The sequence below is a fragment of the Xanthomonas sp. WHRI 1810A genome (assembly GCF_040202885.1).
Taxonomy (GTDB): Bacteria; Pseudomonadota; Gammaproteobacteria; order Pseudomonadales; family Pseudomonadaceae; genus Aquipseudomonas.
Map to the genome: position 1 here is coordinate 193,743 of NZ_JBEGED010000009.1, position 18,091 is coordinate 211,833.

Here is an 18,091-nt window from a genome sequence, read left to right on the forward strand (position 1 = left end):
AAAAAAACCTTCAAGCGTTAAGATGCGCGTCTCCCCACAGCTGCGCCAGCAAGGTAATTGTCCATGCGTCTTTCCGACTTCATCGTTCAGCAAGTCGACCGCATCGTCGATGAGTGGGAGAAATTCGCCAGTACGCTGACCCCTGCCGCCGACACGCTGGGCTCCGTGGAGCTGCGCGATCACGCCAAATCCATTCTGCTGGCCGCTGCAAGCGATATGAACAAAGCGCAGACCAAAGCCGAGGAAATCGCCAAGGCCCAGGGCGCAGAGCTCAACAAAACCCCGACCCTCGATGAAGCCGCCGCCAGCCATGGCGAGCTGCGGCACACCGTGGGTTTCGACCTGGTGCAGATGACCTCCGAGTTCCGGCACTTGCGGGCCACGGTGATCCGCTTCTGGGTCGAGAGCCTGGATTCGCCCGACCTGGCCTCGTTTCAAGACATGATTCGCTTTAACGAAGCCATCGATGAGGCGCTGGCCGAGTCCACGGCCGCCTACGCCGAGCGCGCCGCCCGTTCGCGGGATATTTTCCTCGCGATCCTGGGGCATGACCTGCGAGCGCCATTGCAAGCGGTGAGCATGTCGTCGGAAGTGTTGATGCGCAAAACAGGCCTGGACGCGGCCTCGCTGGCTTATGCCGAGAGGATCCACAGCAGCAGCCGGCAGATGGCCACGATGGTCGGGGATCTGTTGGAGTTCGTGCGCAGCCGCCTGGGTGTCTCGCTGCCGGTGGTGCGTCAGCCGATGGAAATGACCAGCGCTTGCCGCGACGCCATCGAAGAGGCTACGGCGGGCCACCCCCAGTGCAACGCGATGTTTAGCACTTCCGGCAACACTCAGGGCGAATGGGACCGCAACCGCATCGACCAGCTGCTGCGCAACCTGATCGGCAACGCGCTGCAGCACGGCGCTGCGACGCATCAGATCAAGGTGACGCTGTCTGGTGGGGACCACTACGTGACGCTGTCAGTCCACAACGACGGTGAGCCCATCGCAGAGGAAGCGATCGGCAGCATCTTCGATCCGCTGGTAAGAAGAACCAACGAAGAAGTCGGCAATCACAACCCGTCCACCAGCCTGGGCCTTGGGCTGTTCATCGTCAAAGAAGTGGTCAACGCCCATGGCGGCAGCGTAACGGTGACGTCGAACTTCGGGGATGGCACGACGTTTACGGTGGTGTTGCCCAAACACGAGTGATCTCCTCCTCGTGGGAGCGGACCTGTCCGCGAAGGCATTCGTAAATCCGCTGAAAATGTATCGCCGGAGCCATCGTCTTCGCGGACAGGTCCGCTCCCACAAGGGTGATGCCCGACGTTACACAGTTGTCCGTGCGCGTCTTATTCCAGCAAAAACCGCCCCAACCGCTGCTTGAGCATGCGGTTTTCTGCGCGCACGTGGTCCAGTTCATCCAGCAGGTCCAGCGCCAGGGCGACGCCGTCCCATTCCAGCGCCAGTTCGTGATGCAACTTGGCCGCGCGCTTGGCCACCGATAACGAATAGGTATCAAACAGCCATTCGTCGGGCTTTTTCCCCTGCGGTTCGAGAATGCCGTGCTCGACGATCTTGATCACGTAGGCGGCCGGCATATCGACCACCTGACAGAATTCCTTCATATCCAGCTCTACAACCAGGGTGCTCATGATCAATTACTCCATTGGGCCCTCGGGTCGAAAGCGGCGGTTTCAGCCAGCTTTTCCCACAGGGCCTTGGCGGCGTCATCAGTTGACTTGGGCATGACAATTTTGAGTTGAGCATACAAATCGCCACGTTGCCCCTGCTTGTTCATCAGGCCGTTGCCCTTGACCCGCAGCCGCTGCCCGGTCTGACTGTCCGGGCGAATCGTCAGGTTGATCTTGCCGGTCAGGGTCGGTACCGCGATTTTCGCGCCCAGCGCTGCTTCCCACGGGGCCAGCGGCAGGGTGATGATCAGATCATGGCCTTCGACGTCGAACTTCGGATGCGGCGCCAGACGCAGGGTCAGGTACAGGTCACCATTTTCACCGCCCGCAATACCCGGCGCGCCCTGGCCCTTGAGGCGAATGCGTTCGCCGTCGACGACACCGGCCGGGATTTTCACGTTCAGCGTCTTGGTGATGTCGGCCATGCGCTGGCCACTGGCGTTGTGTTGCGGGCCCTTGAAGCTGACCTGCTTGGATTCGGTCGACAAGGTCTCTTCCAGGAATACCGGCAGCTCCATTTCCACGTCTTGCCCTCGACGACCACTGCTGTAGCCGCGCCCGCCCTGCTGAGCCCGACCACCGAAAATCGAGCTGAAGAATTCGGAAAAATCACCGTTGGCGTCGAAACCCGCGTCACCGCCCCCGGCGCCGCCACGGCTTTGCCAGCCCGGAGGTCCCTGGAACGGACGGCCTTGCTGGCCGTACTTGCGAATGTCGTCGTACTCGGCGCGCTTTTCAGGGCTGCTGAGCACTTCGTAGGCTTCGTTCGCCTCTTTGAATTTGTCCTCGGCGCCCTCCTCTTTACTGACGTCAGGATGATACTTGCGCGCCAGCTTGCGGTAGGCGGTCTTGAGTTCCTTGTCGTCAGCGGTCGGCTCGACGCCAAGAATCTTGTAATAGTCTTTGAAATCCATCTAACGATCACCCATTCGGATTATCCAGTCCCGTTCCGAGCAGCGTTTTGCGTTGAGAACGCCTGGCGCGCTGGATGTTGCAATAGTATCGGCACACGAACTCACGGGCTTTAAGCATCGCTCAGAGCGGTCGTGCACAGGAAGAATTACCAACGAGAATGGGGGCGGATCCCGGCAGTTCAAGCCAAAGGGGTCAAATAGACGCGTAACGGTGTATAAACCGACGTTCCGCGCTACGCATCCTTCCCACACTCGCATACACTGCGCGGCCGTTTTTTGACTGGAACGTAAAGAACATGAGCAAGCAAACTCCAGCACGTGCCTGCGGTATCGACTTCGGCACATCCAACTCCACCGTCGGCTGGTTGCGACCGGGGATGGAAACCATGATCGCGCTGGAGGACGACAAAATCACCCTGCCATCCGTGGTGTTCTTCAATATGGAAGAGCGTCGCCCGGTGTACGGTCGTCAGGCGCTGCACGAATACCTGGAAGGCTACGAAGGCCGCCTGATGCGCTCGCTCAAGAGCCTGCTGGGTTCCAAGCTGATCAAGCATGACACCAGCGTGCTGGGCACGGCCATGCCGTTCAAGGACCTGCTGGCGCTGTTCATCGGTGAGCTGAAAAAGCGCGCCGAAACCATCGCCGGTCGCGAGTTTGAAGAAGTAGTGCTGGGCCGTCCGGTGCATTTTGTCGACGACGACATCATGGCCGACCAGGACGCCGAAGACACCCTGGCCGAAGTAGCGCGCAAGATCGGCTTCAAGGACGTGTCATTCCAGTACGAACCCATCGCGGCGGCGTTCGACTACGAGTCGACCCTGGCGCGCGAAGAGCTGGTGCTGATCGTCGACATCGGCGGCGGTACCTCGGACTTCTCGCTGGTGCGACTGTCGCCGGATCGACGCTTCTACGACGACCGGCACGAGGACATCCTCGCCACCGGCGGCGTGCACATCGGCGGTACCGACTTCGACAAACAGCTGAGCCTGCAGGGCGTGATGCCGCTGTTCGGCTATGGCAGCCGGATGAAAAGCGGCGCCTACATGCCCACCAGCACCCACATCAACCTGGCCACCTGGCACACCATCAACTCGGTGTATTCGCAAAAGTCTCAGCTGGCACTGGGCAGCATGCGCTATGACGTCGAAGACACCCAGGGCATTGACCGGCTGTTCAAGCTGATCGACCAGCGCGCCGGGCACTGGCTGGCGATGGAAGTGGAAGAAACCAAGATCCTGCTGACCCACGCCGAGAACCGGGTGGTGGAAATGGATCGGGTCGAGTCGGGCTTGAGCGTCGACCTGACGCGGGCACTGTTCGAGTCGTCCATCGACGCATTGCTCGAACGCGTGCGCAACAGCGTGACCGCGCTGCTCAAGGATGCGGGCGCGGCGGTAACCGACGTGGACACGGTGTTTTTCACTGGCGGTTCCAGCGGCATCCCGGCCCTGCGCAACGGCATCGCCGCCATGCTGCCCAACGCCCGTCACGTGGAAGGCAACATCTTCGGCAGCATCGGCAGCGGGTTGGCGATTGAAGCGAAGAAGCGGTATGGCTGAGGTTTGAAGTTCCGCTTCTGCCCGGAGGGCGTGGGAGTCCAGCTTGCTGACGATCTGCCGGGCACCGGCAGCAAAACATCTAAATACAATTTGCCTGACGTAACCGGGTAGTTGCCTTCAGGGCTGCTTCGCAGCCCATCGCTGGCAAGCCAAGCTCCCACGGCCTCCGGCCAGAACCAAAAGCCGGCAGGCCAATCTGCCGGTCACACCAAATCAGCCCGCCGCAGTTCGCTTTTCAGATACGCATAATAAATCGGCCCCGCCACCACCCCCGGCAGGCCGAACGCGGCTTCGAAAATCAGCATCGCCAGCAGCAACTCCCACGACTTGGCGCTGATCTGCCCGCCGACGATCCGCGCGTTGAGGAAATACTCGACCTTGTGGATCACGATCAGATAACCCAGCGCCGCCAGCGCCACCCAGATTGACAGCGACATGCCGACGATGAAGATCAGCGTGTTCGACATCAAATTCCCCACCACCGGCAACAGGCCCAGCAGGAACGTCAGGACGATCAGCGTCTTGGTCAGCGGCAGGTGCACGCCACACAATGGCAGGACCACGGCCAGGAAGATCGAGGTGAACGCCGTGTTGAGCAGGGAAATCTTGATCTGGGCGAAGACGATGTTGCGGAAGGCCTGGCTGAGCAGGTGCAGACGCTCGAACAGGGCGGCTGCCAGCGGTTTGCGCTTGGTGACATCGGGCACCCGCTGCAGGGCGATGATGGCGCCGAGCACCATGCCGATCAGCAAGGTGACGAACATGTGCGCCGCGCCTTTGCCCAGCAATTGCAGCTCGCCGACGTGCTTGGTCAGCCAGGCCCCCAGCGAAACGCGAAACTCGGTGGCGCTGGCGGGGAGGTAGCTGTCGATGAACGGCGGCAGCTGGCCTCGCGCACGGTCCACCAGGATCATGAACTTGTCCAGCGAGGCACCTGGGTTTTCGGCTTCGTGCAGCAAAAAGCTGATGGCGCCAGCGAACAGCAGCGCCAGCACCGTCACCACCAGCGTCCCCAGCAAGGCCACGGCCAGCCAACGCGCACGCTCTCCCGCGATCAGCCGCTGAAGCTGCGGCGTGAGCATGTCGACCAGTTCGTACACCAGCAGACCGGCGAGCAAACTGGGCAGAAGGTTGAGCGGAAGGACCAGCAACAAGCCGCCGAAGACGAGAATCCAGCTGGCCAGGAAAACGTGACGTGGCGAAAACGTTGGCATACAGCCTCAAAACGAGCGGCCCTAAGAGGTGGGCAGTCTGCCAGCGTTCCGGGTGGAGAACCAGCAGTCCGCAAGGCCATTGCGCGTTCCGTGTCAGGACGCCACGACCGCGCCCCGAAACAGCGGCAACCATTGCGGCCAGCACGCCGCCGCTTTCGGGTTTTCGACGCCAGGACGGGCGCGCTGAATCTATTTTTTCTTCAGGCAATCACTCATGAACGTTTTGCGCGCATCGCCTTTGAGGGCCTGGGTGCTGGCGGTGGCGTTGCAGGTTTTCATCTTCTCCTGCTGGGTCGCGGCCGGTGCGGGGGCAGCCTTTAGACAGGTGCTCATGAAGGTTTTGCGCTCATCGCCTTTAAGGGACTTGGCGCTCGCATCGGCGTTGCAGGTGGTCATTTTGTTTTGCTGCGCGGTGGCGGCAAAACCTTGGGCGCACATCAGCAGACCCACGACCAACAGGGGAACACGCAGCATCTTCATCGACTCATCTCCGGGATCGCCGCTCAGAGGGCGGCTTTCGGTCCAGTGTAGTCAACAATTTGTTGCGCCATATTTCGCCCGCTCAACTGTAGGAGCGCGCTTGCCCGCGATTGGGATTTGTCCGCAACATCAGTGGCGATTGACACACCGCAATCGCGGGCAAGCGCGCTCCTACAAACGGCCACTCCAAACGTTGTATGGACGCCAACCGCGACAAGCGGATAATGCGCGCTCATCTCCCAGCGGCAGCCCCCATGCAGTATTTCTACCCTTTGTTGACCGTGTTCATCTGGGCGGGCAACAACGTCATCACCAAGGCCGCTTCGGGCCGGATCTTTCCCGCCGAGATCGGTTTCTACCGCTGGTTGCTGGCCGGCCTGCTGTTCACGCCGTTTCTGCTGCGCCCGGTGCTCAACAATTGGCCGATCATCAAGCCCAATCTGGGCAAGGTCGTGCTCCTCGGCGTGCTGGGCATGGTCATTTATCAGAGCTTGGCGTACTTCGCCGCGACCATCACCACCGCCACCAACATGGGCATCATTCTATCGCTGGTGCCGATCGTGACGCTGGCGATGTCCATCCTGACCCTGGGCAATCGCCTGACCATCGGCGCGTTGCTGGGCGCGATTCTATCGTTCGTGGGGGTGTTGTTCGTGGTATCGCAGGGCAGCCTGACGGTGCTGATGGCACACGGCGTGAACCTGGGTGACGCGATGATGCTGATCGCTACGGTGGCGTACGCGACCTACAGCACGCTGCTGAAGAAATGGAAACTGGGGATCCCGCCGCTGCAGTTACTGTACCTGCAGATTCTGGTGGCCATCGTGGTGTTGCTGCCGCTGTTTCTGCATTCGCCGAAAACCGGGCTCACGCTGAGCAACATCCCGCTGGTGCTCTACGCCTGCATTCCGACTTCGATGCTGGCGCCTTTGCTGTGGATGAAATCCATCAGCCTCTTGGGCCCGAGCCGCACGACGCTGTTTTTCAACCTGCTTCCGCTGCTGACGGCGGTGATTGCCTCGCTGGCCCTGGGTGAGCGGTTGGCGATGTATCACCTGCTGGGTGGGGCGCTGACGTTGCTGGGCGTGATCCTGGCGGAACGCTGGACCACACCGTTGCGACCGTCCGCACCGGTGTGACCAGGTGCAACATCAGGCGTTGCCGGACTCTTCGACGCTGTGGATCGATACATCGGTAATGCCCGCGACATGCGGCAGGTCCAGATGCAGCGAGCCTGAGGCCAGTGGATCGTCGTCCACGGCCACGTTGTGCTTGAGCGCGAGACCGTGGACCACTTCGATGATCGGTACATCCAGATCTTCGATCAGGTCCACATGGTGTTCACCGGCCAGGGTGTACTCGATTTCATACAGTTCTTTATCGCTCATCGCATCACTTCCTCAACGACCATCTTGGCGCCGACTGACTACGACATTCGGCTTATAAAGTTAAAGGCCGGCGGCTTTGAGGCGCTCGGCATGTTCAAGGAACAGCCCGACAGGATTAGCTCCCTTGCCGACCAGGCCGAGGCGCTGGTTGACGATATCAAGATGGTCGAGCGGGTAGTCATCACCGATGACAGTGCCCAGGTGTGAACTGAATCGCCCGACCATGCCATCAGATTGACCTCGCTCTTTTGTGAACGTGCGAGCGAATATTCGACAGGTCACGTTGGTAACGTCGAGAAGGTTTACACCGCGATTAGTTCGACCTTTTTGCACGGTTCCGGACCAAGAGTAATAGCGCACGCCGTTGACCAGTTCCGGCCCCTGACCGCCCCAGGTCGAGGGCAGACCCTGCGGGTATTTGAGGTTGAAGCGGGCGACGCCCTGGGTGGTCAGCGAACGATGCGCGGCGTCCAGGTCGGTTGGCAGGCGCGTGCCGCGATAACCGGTGTCGAGCCGGTGCATCGTCCAGCCGATCAACAGCATCGCGGCGTTGAGCAGACGACCGCGTGCGGTGTGGCGGGGAAAGCGCGATTCCAGAAAGTCCGCCAGCTCCGAGCCGTGATTGGGCCCGGGAACGGAAGTCACCGACGCCACCAGGTCCGGGCGCATGGCGGCGGCATAGCGGATGGTCAACGCGCCCTGGCTGTGGCCGATGAGATTGACCTTCGCCGCACCGGTCTGCCGCCGGATGTCCTCGATGCGGGCCAGGAGTTGCTCGCCGCGGACCTCCGAGGAGTTCATGGCCGAGACCATCACCGGAATCACCGTGGCGCCCGTCTTGCGCAAGGCCGGCACGATACCGGGCCAATAGGGGTACACCACCAGCTTCACAAAACCCAACAGCCCGGGGACCAGCACAATGGGGTAACGCGTGGCTTGATCCTGGGTCATGGACAGGCTCCTCATAAGTCGTTTGTTGGAGCGAGGCTTGCCCGCGAAGGGTTATTTGCGACGCAGGATTGGGGTGGATGCACCGGCTTCTTCGCGGGCAAGCCTCTCTCCAACAATTGTTCGCGTTCCAACCGCTGAATTTTGGTGTGACGTGAAAACACACGTAATGCCCCATCGCCATCAATTGAGTAGAACTCTTTCATATCTCCGATGCTCATAACAGCATCGGGCCAATCAATGGCCCTTTCCCTGGAGTGACCTTATGTTCAAGCAATCCTTTGCAGTAGCGTGTGTGGTAGCCGCGTTGGCGGGTTGTTCATCGACTACGCCCGCCAACCCTGTGGACTACGTGACCTACCGCAATCAGCCACTGGTCAAGCAAGTCGAAGAAGGCATGACCAAAGAGCAGGTCCTGACCATCGGCGGCACACCGTCGACTACCGTGCAGCGCAAAGCGCACCCTGGCACGTGCAACAACTACGTGCTTAACCGCGAAGGCCATCAGCAGCCTTACTACATCACGTTCGACAACAACGGCCGCGTCAACAGCAAGGGCTTCATGACTTGCGAGCAACGTGACACCAACGAACGCGCCATGTAATACGCTCGAACGGCAGGCATAAAAAAGCCCGAATCGCTCGGGCTTTTTCATGGGCGTTAATCCGGTGTATTCAGAACACCAGCTTGAACAGGGCGATAACCACGATCAGGCCGATGATGAAAATGATTCCGACGGTGCCACCAAGAAACTTCAGCATTGGTTCTCTCCATTGATTTTTTCAGTCTCAAGTCTGGGACCGCAACGCACGCTGCGGGTTTCGTCTTTCTGCACCGTTCGCCGCCATTGTTAAATCGAATAAAACTTTTCAGTTCCCGCGCTACTCACACGTTAAGACCCGATCATGCCGAGTGTCAGTCATCACCCACGACTGACGCATACAGAGCGCGACGGGATAAACCGGATTAGCCCTGGAGAATGATGATGACCGAACTATCGAGTGTGGCTGAACTGCGCGAACGCGCACGTCGTAACGTGGAAGACGGGGCTGTGACCGAGTCCTACAGCGCCGACATCGACACCGTTATCCGTCTGCTCAACGAATCGCTGGCCACGGAACTGGTCTGCGTGCTGCGCTACAAGCGCCACTACTTCATGGCCAAGGGTGTTAAAGCCCACGTCGCGGCTGAAGAATTTCTTGAGCATGCCACCCAGGAAGCGCAACACGCCGACAAACTGGCAGAGCGCATCGTGCAATTGGGCGGCGCGCCGGAATTCAACCCGGACCTGCTGTCGAAGAACTCCCACGCGCAGTACGTGGCAGGCAACACGCTGAAAGAGATGGTGACTGAAGACCTGGTGGCCGAGCGCATCGCCATCGACAGCTACCGTGAAATCATTCAGTACATCGGCGACAAAGACCCGACAACCCGCCGTATATTCGAAGAAATCCTGGAACAGGAAGAAGAGCACGCCGACGACATGGCTGACCTGCTCGACGGCATCTGATCCCCTTCGCCGTTACGTAAAAAGCCAGGACCTGAGTCCTGGCTTTTTTTGTGTGCGTTTTTTGTGCTGATCGTTCCCTCACTCCGCGTGGGGAACGATCATTAGCGCGGTTACTGGACCGTCTTCGGCGCCTTGCCCGAGCGCATCTGTTCCAGCAAGGGCCCGCACTGGTTCTGATCATCACCGCCGCTTGGCGCCACCAGGGCCAGCAACCCGGCCGCAGGCCCGGCCACCGCACCCAGCAACACCATCCCAGCGCCACGCAACAGCAAGGGGCCCGATTGCACCCCGGCGCCCGGCTTGGCGAACGGACCACGCACATACAACGGCGAACGCAGCGAAAACACGCGGAAGCCCTTGGATTCAGGGGTGATCTTCATGTCCAGCTGTTCAGTCTTGAAGTTGGCTGTGCCGTCGATATAGATGATCGCGTTCTCGGTATCGAACACCGACAGCTTGGTGCTTGCCAGGCCGTTCTTGATCTCAAGCGCAGTCGCCGCACAGTTGATCTTCACATCCTTGTCGCCGAACAGCCGGCCCACTACGTAGTTACCAACGTTCAGCCCGGCGATTTCCATCAGGCCGCGGCTGATGGCGCCGTCGTTGACCAGCATCTTCAATTCGCCGTTGGACGTGCCCAACAGCGCCGCAATGGAGTTGCCCTTGCCGCTGATATCGGCATCGCCGTTCAACTCACCGAAGCTGGTTTTCATCGGCTCGAAGGTCGGGAACAGTTGCTTGAGCTTGAAGTTACGCGCGCTCAACTTCGCTCGCCCTTCCAAGGGCTGGCTGTGCCCGTTCAAGCGGATGTCGGCGTCCAGCTTGCCGCCGGCCACGCCGAAACGAAGCGGCTGCAAACTGAGCTGGCCATCGTCGAGCACCACGTGGGTGTACAGATCGGTAAACGGCAGCTCGGCGCTCTGGACGATTTTCTTGCCGGTGAACTCCACGTCGGCGTCCATCGCGCTCCAGCGATCAGTCTTGAACTCTTCCACCGGCAAGACCTTGTCCGCAGGCTGTTTGCTTTCGCCGCCACGGCTCTTTTGCTCGGCATTGGAGTCAGCGCCGATCAACGGCTTGAGGTCAGCCATCAGCAATTGGTTGGAGACCAGCGCACCAGACAATTTGGGACGCGGCTGGCTGGCGACAAAGCTCAAGTCACCGTGGATGTCACTGTTGCCGATCTTGCCGTTGAAGCCTTCATACTTGAACGACGCTCCAGAAGAATCATGCAGATGCGCGATCAGACGGCCGTCGGTGGAGTAAGGCGGCGAATCCGGCAGCGTTACGCCGGTCAGCGGGTAGAGATTGCTCAAGCTGTCGCCCGCCAGTTTCAGGTGCAGATCAAGCTCGCCCAGGTTCTGTGGATCGGTGACTGTCCCGGCAATCGCAACGCGGGTTTTGCCGGCGCTGACGTCGGCCTGCACCGGAAACGGCTGGGAGGCGTCCTTGAGTGCGAGCAAACCACCGACCTTGCCGCTGCCATTGAGCTTCTCGCCGTGATACTGACCCTTGGCCGTGAAGCCAAACGCGTAGTCCTGTGCTGAGCCGCCTTTGTCCTGCACCTTCTTCGCTTCGCCGCTGCCGGCGATGTCGCTGAAAGGAATCGGCTTGCCCAGTGGATCGATGACTACATCGACCTGGGTATTGATCTTCTGGTCGTTGTAGCTCACCAAACCTTTATCGAACCCGATGGAGCCAATGTCCATGACCCATTTGGATGGCTCGGCATTGGGATCGCTTTTCGGCAGATCAAACACCCAGTTGGCGCGACCGTCTGCCAGGCGCTCGAGCCTGGCATTGGGTTCAGTCAGGTCGATGCGCGGGATGGAGATGGTCTGCGTCAGCAGCGGCAGAGGCGAGAGTCGGAATTCGACACGTTTGAGGGTGACCATTTGCGGCGTCTTCGACCACTCCGGGTTGCCCAAGGCGATGTCTTCAGCCGACATGTGCGGCCATGGCACCCAGGCCCGCCAGCCGCCTTCATCGGGTTCACGGCTCCAGTGCACCGCCAGATTGCCGTTGATTGCAAAGGGCCGATGCAGCGCTTCAGAGACTTTTTCGTTTAGCGTCGGCTTGATCCGGTTCCAGTCGAAGGTGGCGATCACAATGATCAGGATGGCAATCAACAGCACCAGAATGGCGCCCGTCCAGGCAAAAATCTTACGGCTACGCGTCATTGCGTGTTCTCCCCAAATACCGACGCGCTGTCCGAGGCGCGTCGCAACGTCTTAAGCGCTTCGACTGACAAATGTCCCGGGGGTTTGATTGATGTTGCAAGTTTTCCACTTGCAGAATCATTTCGGTCGATTGTGACCATCAAGACGATGAAGTTTTATAGGGGAAATGCGCCTGTATTATTCGCTTCATGTTCTTTAAATGCCCTTCCGGGGAGTACCCCTCATGAAACGCCAACTGCTGCTTAGCCTGACACTTTCCCTCCTCGCCACGAGCGCGTTCGCCATGCCTGCCAACGAGCAGACGCTTCTCGGCGAGATGAAAGCCAGTCAGCGAGCGGAACTGCCCACCCTCGCTCAGGACGGCAAATTGATTCAGCAATACCAGCGTGTGGCCGACAACGGGCCAGATCGCGTCATTCAGCAATATCAGCGGGTGTCTTGATCCCGCTGTTTTTCTCCACGAAGCCCGGCCCTTGCGCCGGGCTTTTACATGTTGACCCTTGGCGCTTTCACTCTTGCGCGGCCAGTAAACCGGGTTCGACGCAGCGCGAGCGCATTTGTTAGAGTGCAGCGCAATGCTCAGCCAGAACGCTACCCGCCCCATGCTGCCCCGCGCCGAACAAAAACAGCAAACCCGCCACGCCTTGCTCGACGCAGCCAGAGGCTTGATGGACAGCGGCCGAGGGTTCGGCAGCCTGAGCCTGCGGGAAGTGGCGAAAACGGCGGGCATCGTTCCTACCGGCTTCTATCGTCACTTCGATGACATGGACCACCTGGGCCTGGCGCTGGTCAGCGAAGTGGGTCAGACCTTCCGCCAGACCATTCGCCGGGTCAGACGCACCGACTCCCTGGCGACCGGCATCATTGATGCGTCGGTGCGCATCTTCCTCGATGACGTGGCGGCCAATCGCTCACAGTTTCTGTTTCTGGCCCGCGAGCAATACGGCGGCTCGCTGAAGGTGCGTCAGGCGCTGGGGGCACTGCGCGAAGCGATCATTGCTGACTTGACCACTGACCTGGCGTCGATGCCCAAATTTCGTCACCTCAACACCAACGATCTGGCGGTCATGGCGGACCTGGTGGTCAAGAGTGTGTTCGCCATGCTCCCGGAATTGATCGACCCGCCACCGCCGACCCTGGCCGAACACCTCACACCCCGGGCGAAGATTACGCAGCAGCTACGTTTTATCTTCATCGGTGCCAAACGCTGGCAGGGGTTAGGGAGTACGGAATAAACGCAGGCGACCTTCTGTAGGAGCGAATTTATTCGCGAACGGGATTGTTAAACCGCTACAGATGTATAAACCGTGATGACCTTTCGCGAATGAATTCGCTCCTACAAATTCTTCGGCGCTCTGACATTGTGCGCATTGCCAGATGACGCACCAATACCGATCACGAGTTCGCGCTCAGGTTTGTCATAACGCACCGAATGTAGGCAGTTTCCTACAGCCTCCCCTGTTGGCAAGCCCCTTGCTCTGGCTATTGCATCGCACTTGGCTGGAAGCTTCCTGATGCTGGTGATTCACAAAAAAGTCGAACCTCACGCCGAATGGGCCGCCGAGCTGCATTTGAATTTCGAAGCCCGGAGCAAGACGCGCCTGCGCTGCTTCAGTGCAGAAGGCGAGGACGTCGGGTTGTTTCTCGAACGTGGCCAACCGCCGTTGCGCGATGGCGATTTCCTGCAGGCCGAAGACGGCCGTGTGGTCCGTGTCTGCGCCCGCCCCGAGGCGCTGATGCACGTCACCTGCGCCAGCGCCTACGAACTGACCCGCGCCGCCTATCACTTGGGCAACCGCCACGTAGCGCTGCAAGTGGGTGACGGCTGGCTGCGGCTGCTCGACGACTACGTGCTCAAGGCGATGCTCGACCAACTGGGCGCCACCACGCAGTCCATCGACGCGCCCTTCTCCCCTGAACACGGGGCCTATGGCGGCGGGCATCATCACTCCCGTGCAGGCGAAGAGGATTTCAACTACGCGCCCAAGATTCATCATTTCGGCGTGCGCTTATGAACAGCGCCTGGGCGCTATTGCGCCTGGCCAGCCCGCAGCTGCCCATTGGCGGCTACAGCTATTCCCAAGGACTGGAAATGGCGGTGGAGCAAGCCATCGTCACCGACCCAGCGAGTGCCGGGCGCTGGATCGGTGATCAACTGCTGCTCAACCTGGCGCGCTTTGAAGCGCCGCTGCTGCTGGCTCACTGCACAGCGGCCGCCGAGGACGATTGGGCGACGCTGCTGCAGCTAAGCGAAGAACACCGCGCCAGCCGCGAAACCCGAGAGCTGCACCTGGAAAGCCGGCAGATGGGCTATTCGCTCAAGCAATTGCTGCTGGGGCTCGCGGAACTCGATGAGTCCGCCCGGCTGTTTCTCGAACAAACGGACGAGCCGCATCTGGCCCTGTGCTGGTCGCTGGCCGCACATGCCTGGCACATCAATCCGCAAGACGCGCTGGCCGCCTGGCTCTGGAGCTGGCTGGAAAACCAGTTGGCGGTGCTGATGAAGACCCTGCCGCTGGGTCAGCAGGCGGCACAACGGCTCACCAGTGAACTGGTCCCGCTGCTGCAACGGGCGCAGCAACAGGCCACGGCGCAGGATGCGCGCGACATCGGCAGCGCCCCGTTCGGCCTGATTCTGGCGAGCATGGCCCACGAACGCCAATACAGCCGACTGTTTCGGTCCTGACGGTATGGCCAAGACAATCAGCGTACAGACAAGATCAATGGAGAACACACAATGAACAGCCAACCTTTGCGCATCGGTATCGGCGGCCCGGTCGGGTCGGGCAAGACCGCCCTGACCCTGGCGCTGTGCCTGGCCCTGCGCGACCGCTACAACCTGGCCGTGGTCACCAACGACATCTACACCCGCGAGGACGCCGATTTTCTGGTGCGCAACGAGGCCCTGGCGCCGGAACGCATCATCGGCGTGGAAACCGGCGGCTGCCCGCACACGGCGATTCGTGAAGACGCTTCGATCAATCTGGAAGCCGTTGACCAACTCAATCGCCGATTCGCCGGTCTGGACGTGATCATTGTGGAATCGGGCGGCGACAACTTGTCCGCGACGTTCAGCCCGGAGTTGTCGGACCTGACCATCTACGTGATCGACGTCTCCGCCGGCGACAAACTGCCGCGCAAGGGCGGTCCGGGCATCTGCAAATCCGACTTGCTGGTGATCAACAAAATCGACCTCGCACCGCTGGTGGGCGCGTCGCTGGAGATGATGGACCGCGACACCAGAAAGATGCGCGGCGAAAAGCCGTTCGTGTTCAGCAATCAAAAAACCGGACAGGGTCTGGAAGCCATCATTGCCTTCATCGAGCGTCAGGGTCTGCTGACCGAAGCCGCCTGAATCATCCACCTCAAGGAGCGTTTCATGAACTACAAAAAAGCGGCCAGCGTCCTGGCCCTGCTGCTGGTGCCGGCACTGGCCTTTGCTCACCCGGGTCACGATGAAAGTGGCTTGGTAGCCGGTATCAGTCACCCGCTGGGCGGCCTCGATCACTTGCTGGCGATGATTGCCGTCGGGTTGTGGGCGGCACAACAGAAAGGCGCCGCGCGCTGGGCCCTGCCGTGCACGTTCGTGGGTGTCATGCTGATCGGCGGCCTGCTGGGTTTCGAGGGGCTGGCGTTGCCGGGCCTTGAAAGCGGCATCGCGGCGTCGGTGTTTGCCTTGGGACTGGCGGTGGCACTGGCGGTACGTCCTCCGCTGTTCATGGCGGTGGCAGCGACGGCGCTGTTTTCGATGTTCCACGGCGTGGCGCATGGTTTGGAACTGCCTGACATGTCCAGCCCGTGGGGTTACGCGGCAGGGTTCGTCGGCGCTACGGCTGCGCTGCATGCGGCGGGCTACGCGGTTGTCCGTTTCCTGCCAGCGGCCGCCGCGCCCGTGGTCCGCGTTGCAGGCGCCCTGGCTGCCGCGACCGGTGTCTGGTTGTTTGCGGGCTGAATACCACCATCCTGTAGGAGCTGACGAGCTGCCGAAGGCTGCGATGCGATACATCTGACGCACCGCAATCGCAGCCTTCGGCAGCTCGTCAGCTCCTACAAAAGCGAAGGCGGAGTCGACTCCAGATTTGCATCTGACTCCAAATCCCGCCGCCTGCTACCATGTCGCGCAATTTGCCGCTGCCGTGACGCCTACTCAATGCCTGACGCCTCCCCCTCCGCCAAGTCGACCCTGAACGCCGTGTTCACCGCCGTGCGCCAGCATTTCATGCAGGTGATCGTGCCGATGTGGCTGCGTTCGGGCTGGAACGCCGAGCTGGCCCTGCCTTACGAAGCCGTCGACGCGAATCATCAGCCGCTGCCACCCCAGCGCTACCGGGCAATGGCCTGTGCGCGACAACTGTTTCTGTTCTCCAGCCTTATCGATGACCCTTCCGTGCCGCAGGCCAGTGCCCGCGCCGCCGAACTGTTTCGCTCGCTGCAGCAGCATTTCCACGATGCCGAGCACGGCGGCTGGTTTTACAGCATCGACCCGCAAGGCGCGCCGCTCGATCGGCGCAAAGACCTCTACACCCACGCCTTCATCGTCTTCGCCTGCGCCCATTACTGGGCCAAGGTCCGGGAGCCGCTGGTGGAGTCGGTGCTCAATGCCGCGCTCAACGTGATCGCCGAGCGCTTTGCCGACGGTGACGGCTTGTATGAGGCGGTGCTGGGCGAAGACTGGTCATCGCTGGACGCCGGGCCGCTGCAGAACCCGTTGATGCACCTGGCCGAGGCGTTTCTGGTCACCGTGGAGGTGCGTGATGACGCCCCCACCCTGGCCGCGCTAACGGTCTTGATCGACGGCATGCAACGGCGCTTCGTCGATGTCGAGCACGGGGTGATGCTGGAGAAACCGTTGGATGCTGTGGATAACTGGTCCGAACCCGGCCATCAGTTCGAATGGTTTTACTTGCTGGAATCGTCGGCGCATCTGCGCGGCAGCCCGCTCCATCGCTCGCTGACCACCGCGTTTGTTCACGCGCAGGCACAAGGGGTCGACCCCGTCACCGGCGCCGTGGCGGCCATGCTGGAAGTGGACGGTTCGATGAAGGACGGCACGCAGCGGATCTGGGCGCAGGCCGAGTACTTGCGCGCCCTCACCTTGCGACCGGACAGCGAGGCATTGCTGGCTCGACAGCTGACTGCGCTGCAACAGCGCTTTCTGCACGCCACCGGGTGGAATGAATGCCTGGAGAGCGACGGCCAGGTCAGCCGCAGCGACATGCCGTCCACCACGCCTTACCACCTGGCGACCTGTTACATCAGGCTAACCGAGTACGTCAAAAACGTCGCAACCCTGTAGCAGCGAACGTGTTCGCGAATCGCCAGCCTTGGCATGCCGCGCCCCCCCTCGCCTGTAGGAGCAAGTCAGCGGCTAGTACTGGCCTGACAGGAGATGCCCGGCGTTCGGCACTTTGGCTACAAGGCCCAGGGTTTTGAGGATCTGATACACGGTCGCCACCGAGGCCGACAGCACGGGCTTGTCGAGACGATCCTGCACCACCTGAATCGCGGGCAATGACGGCATCTGCACGCAGCACGACAGCACAACGCCGTCGGCCTGTCCGATGTTCAACCGGTCGGCGTGGGCCACCAGATCCATCGGGTCCAGACGACCGACTGCGAGGTTGTCGGAGACTTCCAGGCTGATGGAATCCACCACCTCGATACCGGCCGCTTCGATGTAGTCGATGACCTGTTGCGTCAGTGGCTTCATGTACGGGGTGATGATCGAAACTTTCTTGTAGTTCATCAGGTTCAAGCTGTCGATCAACGCACCGGCGGAGCTGAGCACAGGCGTCGGCGCCTGGTTGTCCTGCACGGTTTTGCTCAGGCGGTCCTGGGAGACTTTGTGGTAGCCGGCGCCCTGACACATGATGGCTACCAGGCAGGCGTAGGCCATGACATCGACCCGCGCATCGCTCAGTTCCAGCGCGCAGCGGTCACTGTCGATGTCCATCTTTTTCAGCTCTTCGGGGCTGACCTTCATCATCCGCATACGCGAGGAGTGAAACGTGAAACGCTCGTCCGGGAAGAGCGAATACCGCGCGGTCAGCATCGCCGGGATTTCGGTTTCCATGGTGGTGTTGGAGCTGGGAACGATTTGGCCGATTCGAAAGTTTTTCATGTGCAGTCCTCAAACGTGGCGAACGAAGGTCTTCTGCGACCGATGTTAGGCGTGAGGGTTGAACCGGCATATCAGCCATTGGCGAGCCTGCCATC

21 protein-coding genes are annotated in these 18,091 nt (G+C 60.6%); 13 read left to right on the top strand and 8 right to left on the bottom strand.

Annotated elements, in window-relative coordinates:
• Positions 1-63 precede the first annotated feature (63 nt).
• On the top strand, positions 64-1,197 hold the full coding sequence (locus ABQX22_RS15425) for a sensor histidine kinase (RefSeq protein WP_349800716.1): 1,134 nt from the start codon (positions 64-66) through the stop codon (positions 1,195-1,197).
• 140 nt (positions 1,198-1,337) lie between these two features.
• Here ABQX22_RS15425 and ABQX22_RS15430 read toward each other — a convergent pair whose 3' ends face one another.
• Together ABQX22_RS15430 and cbpA are read right to left on the bottom strand one after the other, a co-directional pair.
• Positions 1,338-1,640, bottom strand: coding sequence for a chaperone modulator CbpM (locus ABQX22_RS15430; RefSeq protein WP_349800717.1), 303 nt, complete (start codon positions 1,638-1,640; stop codon positions 1,338-1,340).
• A gap of 2 nt (positions 1,641-1,642) precedes the next feature.
• Positions 1,643-2,593, bottom strand: coding sequence for a curved DNA-binding protein (gene cbpA / locus ABQX22_RS15435; protein ID WP_349800718.1), 951 nt, complete (start codon positions 2,591-2,593; stop codon positions 1,643-1,645).
• A 296-nt stretch (positions 2,594-2,889) separates the two neighbouring features.
• Here cbpA and ABQX22_RS15440 point away from each other — a divergent pair, with 296 nt between their 5' ends.
• Positions 2,890-4,155, top strand: coding sequence for an Hsp70 family protein (locus ABQX22_RS15440; RefSeq protein ID WP_349800719.1), 1,266 nt, complete (start codon positions 2,890-2,892; stop codon positions 4,153-4,155).
• Between the two features lie 203 nt (positions 4,156-4,358).
• Here the strand turns inward: ABQX22_RS15440 and ABQX22_RS15445 are convergent, their stop codons facing one another.
• Both ABQX22_RS15445 and ABQX22_RS15450 read right to left on the bottom strand, forming a co-directional pair.
• Complete coding sequence (locus tag ABQX22_RS15445) at positions 4,359-5,369, bottom strand: AI-2E family transporter (protein ID WP_349800720.1); 1,011 nt, start codon at positions 5,367-5,369, stop codon at positions 4,359-4,361.
• Positions 5,370-5,558: 189 nt separating this feature from the next.
• The gene (locus ABQX22_RS15450; RefSeq protein WP_349800777.1) at positions 5,559-5,843 is read right to left on the bottom strand and encodes a PsiF family protein; all 285 of its coding nucleotides are present in this window, start codon (positions 5,841-5,843) and stop codon (positions 5,559-5,561) included.
• 260 nt (positions 5,844-6,103) lie between these two features.
• On the opposite strand from ABQX22_RS15450, the gene ABQX22_RS15455 reads away from it, so the two are divergent.
• Positions 6,104-6,988, top strand: coding sequence for a DMT family transporter (locus ABQX22_RS15455; protein ID WP_349800721.1), 885 nt, complete (start codon positions 6,104-6,106; stop codon positions 6,986-6,988).
• 12 nt (positions 6,989-7,000) lie between these two features.
• Here the strand turns inward: ABQX22_RS15455 and ABQX22_RS15460 are convergent, their stop codons facing one another.
• Both ABQX22_RS15460 and ABQX22_RS15465 read right to left on the bottom strand, forming a co-directional pair.
• A complete protein-coding gene (locus tag ABQX22_RS15460) occupies positions 7,001-7,237 on the bottom strand; it encodes a hypothetical protein (RefSeq protein ID WP_349800722.1) in 237 nt (78 codons plus the stop codon).
• Between the two features lie 60 nt (positions 7,238-7,297).
• A complete protein-coding gene (locus ABQX22_RS15465; protein ID WP_349800723.1) occupies positions 7,298-8,188 on the bottom strand; it encodes an esterase/lipase family protein in 891 nt (296 codons plus the stop codon).
• 262 nt (positions 8,189-8,450) lie between these two features.
• On the opposite strand from ABQX22_RS15465, the gene osmE reads away from it, so the two are divergent.
• The 3 genes from osmE to ABQX22_RS15480 all read left to right on the top strand — a co-directional run bounded on the left by osmE (position 8,451) and on the right by ABQX22_RS15480 (position 9,695).
• Positions 8,451-8,789 (top strand): osmotically-inducible lipoprotein OsmE, encoded by a 339-nt coding sequence (gene osmE, locus ABQX22_RS15470; protein ID WP_349800724.1) that lies wholly within the window; start codon positions 8,451-8,453, stop codon positions 8,787-8,789.
• A gap of 49 nt (positions 8,790-8,838) precedes the next feature.
• A complete protein-coding gene (locus tag ABQX22_RS15475) occupies positions 8,839-9,039 on the top strand; it encodes a hypothetical protein (protein WP_349800725.1) in 201 nt (66 codons plus the stop codon).
• Between the two features lie 131 nt (positions 9,040-9,170).
• Positions 9,171-9,695, top strand: a complete 525-nt coding sequence (locus ABQX22_RS15480) for a ferritin-like domain-containing protein (protein WP_349800726.1) — start codon at positions 9,171-9,173, stop codon at positions 9,693-9,695.
• 110 nt (positions 9,696-9,805) lie between these two features.
• Here the strand turns inward: ABQX22_RS15480 and ABQX22_RS15485 are convergent, their stop codons facing one another.
• Positions 9,806-11,875 carry an AsmA family protein gene (locus tag ABQX22_RS15485; protein WP_349800727.1) on the bottom strand — a complete coding sequence of 690 codons (2,070 nt, stop codon included), beginning with the start codon at positions 11,873-11,875 and terminating at the stop codon, positions 9,806-9,808.
• 223 nt (positions 11,876-12,098) lie between these two features.
• On the opposite strand from ABQX22_RS15485, the gene ABQX22_RS15490 reads away from it, so the two are divergent.
• From ABQX22_RS15490 to ABQX22_RS15520, 7 genes are all read left to right on the top strand, one after another.
• The gene (locus ABQX22_RS15490; RefSeq protein WP_349800728.1) at positions 12,099-12,317 is read left to right on the top strand and encodes a hypothetical protein; all 219 of its coding nucleotides are present in this window, start codon (positions 12,099-12,101) and stop codon (positions 12,315-12,317) included.
• Between the two features lie 133 nt (positions 12,318-12,450).
• A complete protein-coding gene (locus ABQX22_RS15495) occupies positions 12,451-13,110 on the top strand; it encodes a TetR family transcriptional regulator (RefSeq protein ID WP_441005296.1) in 660 nt (219 codons plus the stop codon).
• 279 nt (positions 13,111-13,389) lie between these two features.
• Positions 13,390-13,890 (top strand): urease accessory protein UreE, encoded by a 501-nt coding sequence (gene ureE, locus ABQX22_RS15500; RefSeq protein ID WP_349800729.1) that lies wholly within the window; start codon positions 13,390-13,392, stop codon positions 13,888-13,890.
• Positions 13,887-14,561: an urease accessory protein UreF gene (locus ABQX22_RS15505; protein ID WP_349800730.1), complete on the top strand. Its 675-nt coding sequence runs from the start codon at positions 13,887-13,889 to the stop codon at positions 14,559-14,561. The genes ureE and ABQX22_RS15505 overlap by 4 nt, the downstream gene beginning before the upstream one ends.
• Before the next feature lie 51 nt (positions 14,562-14,612).
• Entirely contained in the window at positions 14,613-15,230 is a 618-nt protein-coding gene (gene ureG, locus ABQX22_RS15510; protein WP_349800731.1) for an urease accessory protein UreG, read from the top strand.
• A gap of 24 nt (positions 15,231-15,254) precedes the next feature.
• Positions 15,255-15,827: a HupE/UreJ family protein gene (locus ABQX22_RS15515; RefSeq protein ID WP_349800732.1), complete on the top strand. Its 573-nt coding sequence runs from the start codon at positions 15,255-15,257 to the stop codon at positions 15,825-15,827.
• 198 nt (positions 15,828-16,025) lie between these two features.
• On the top strand, positions 16,026-17,171 hold the full coding sequence (locus ABQX22_RS15520) for an AGE family epimerase/isomerase (RefSeq protein WP_349800733.1): 1,146 nt from the start codon (positions 16,026-16,028) through the stop codon (positions 17,169-17,171).
• A 72-nt stretch (positions 17,172-17,243) separates the two neighbouring features.
• On the opposite strand, the gene ABQX22_RS15525 is transcribed toward ABQX22_RS15520, so the two are convergent.
• Complete coding sequence (locus ABQX22_RS15525; protein WP_349800734.1) at positions 17,244-17,996, bottom strand: maleate cis-trans isomerase family protein; 753 nt, start codon at positions 17,994-17,996, stop codon at positions 17,244-17,246.
• Between the last annotated feature and the right edge of the window lie 95 nt (positions 17,997-18,091).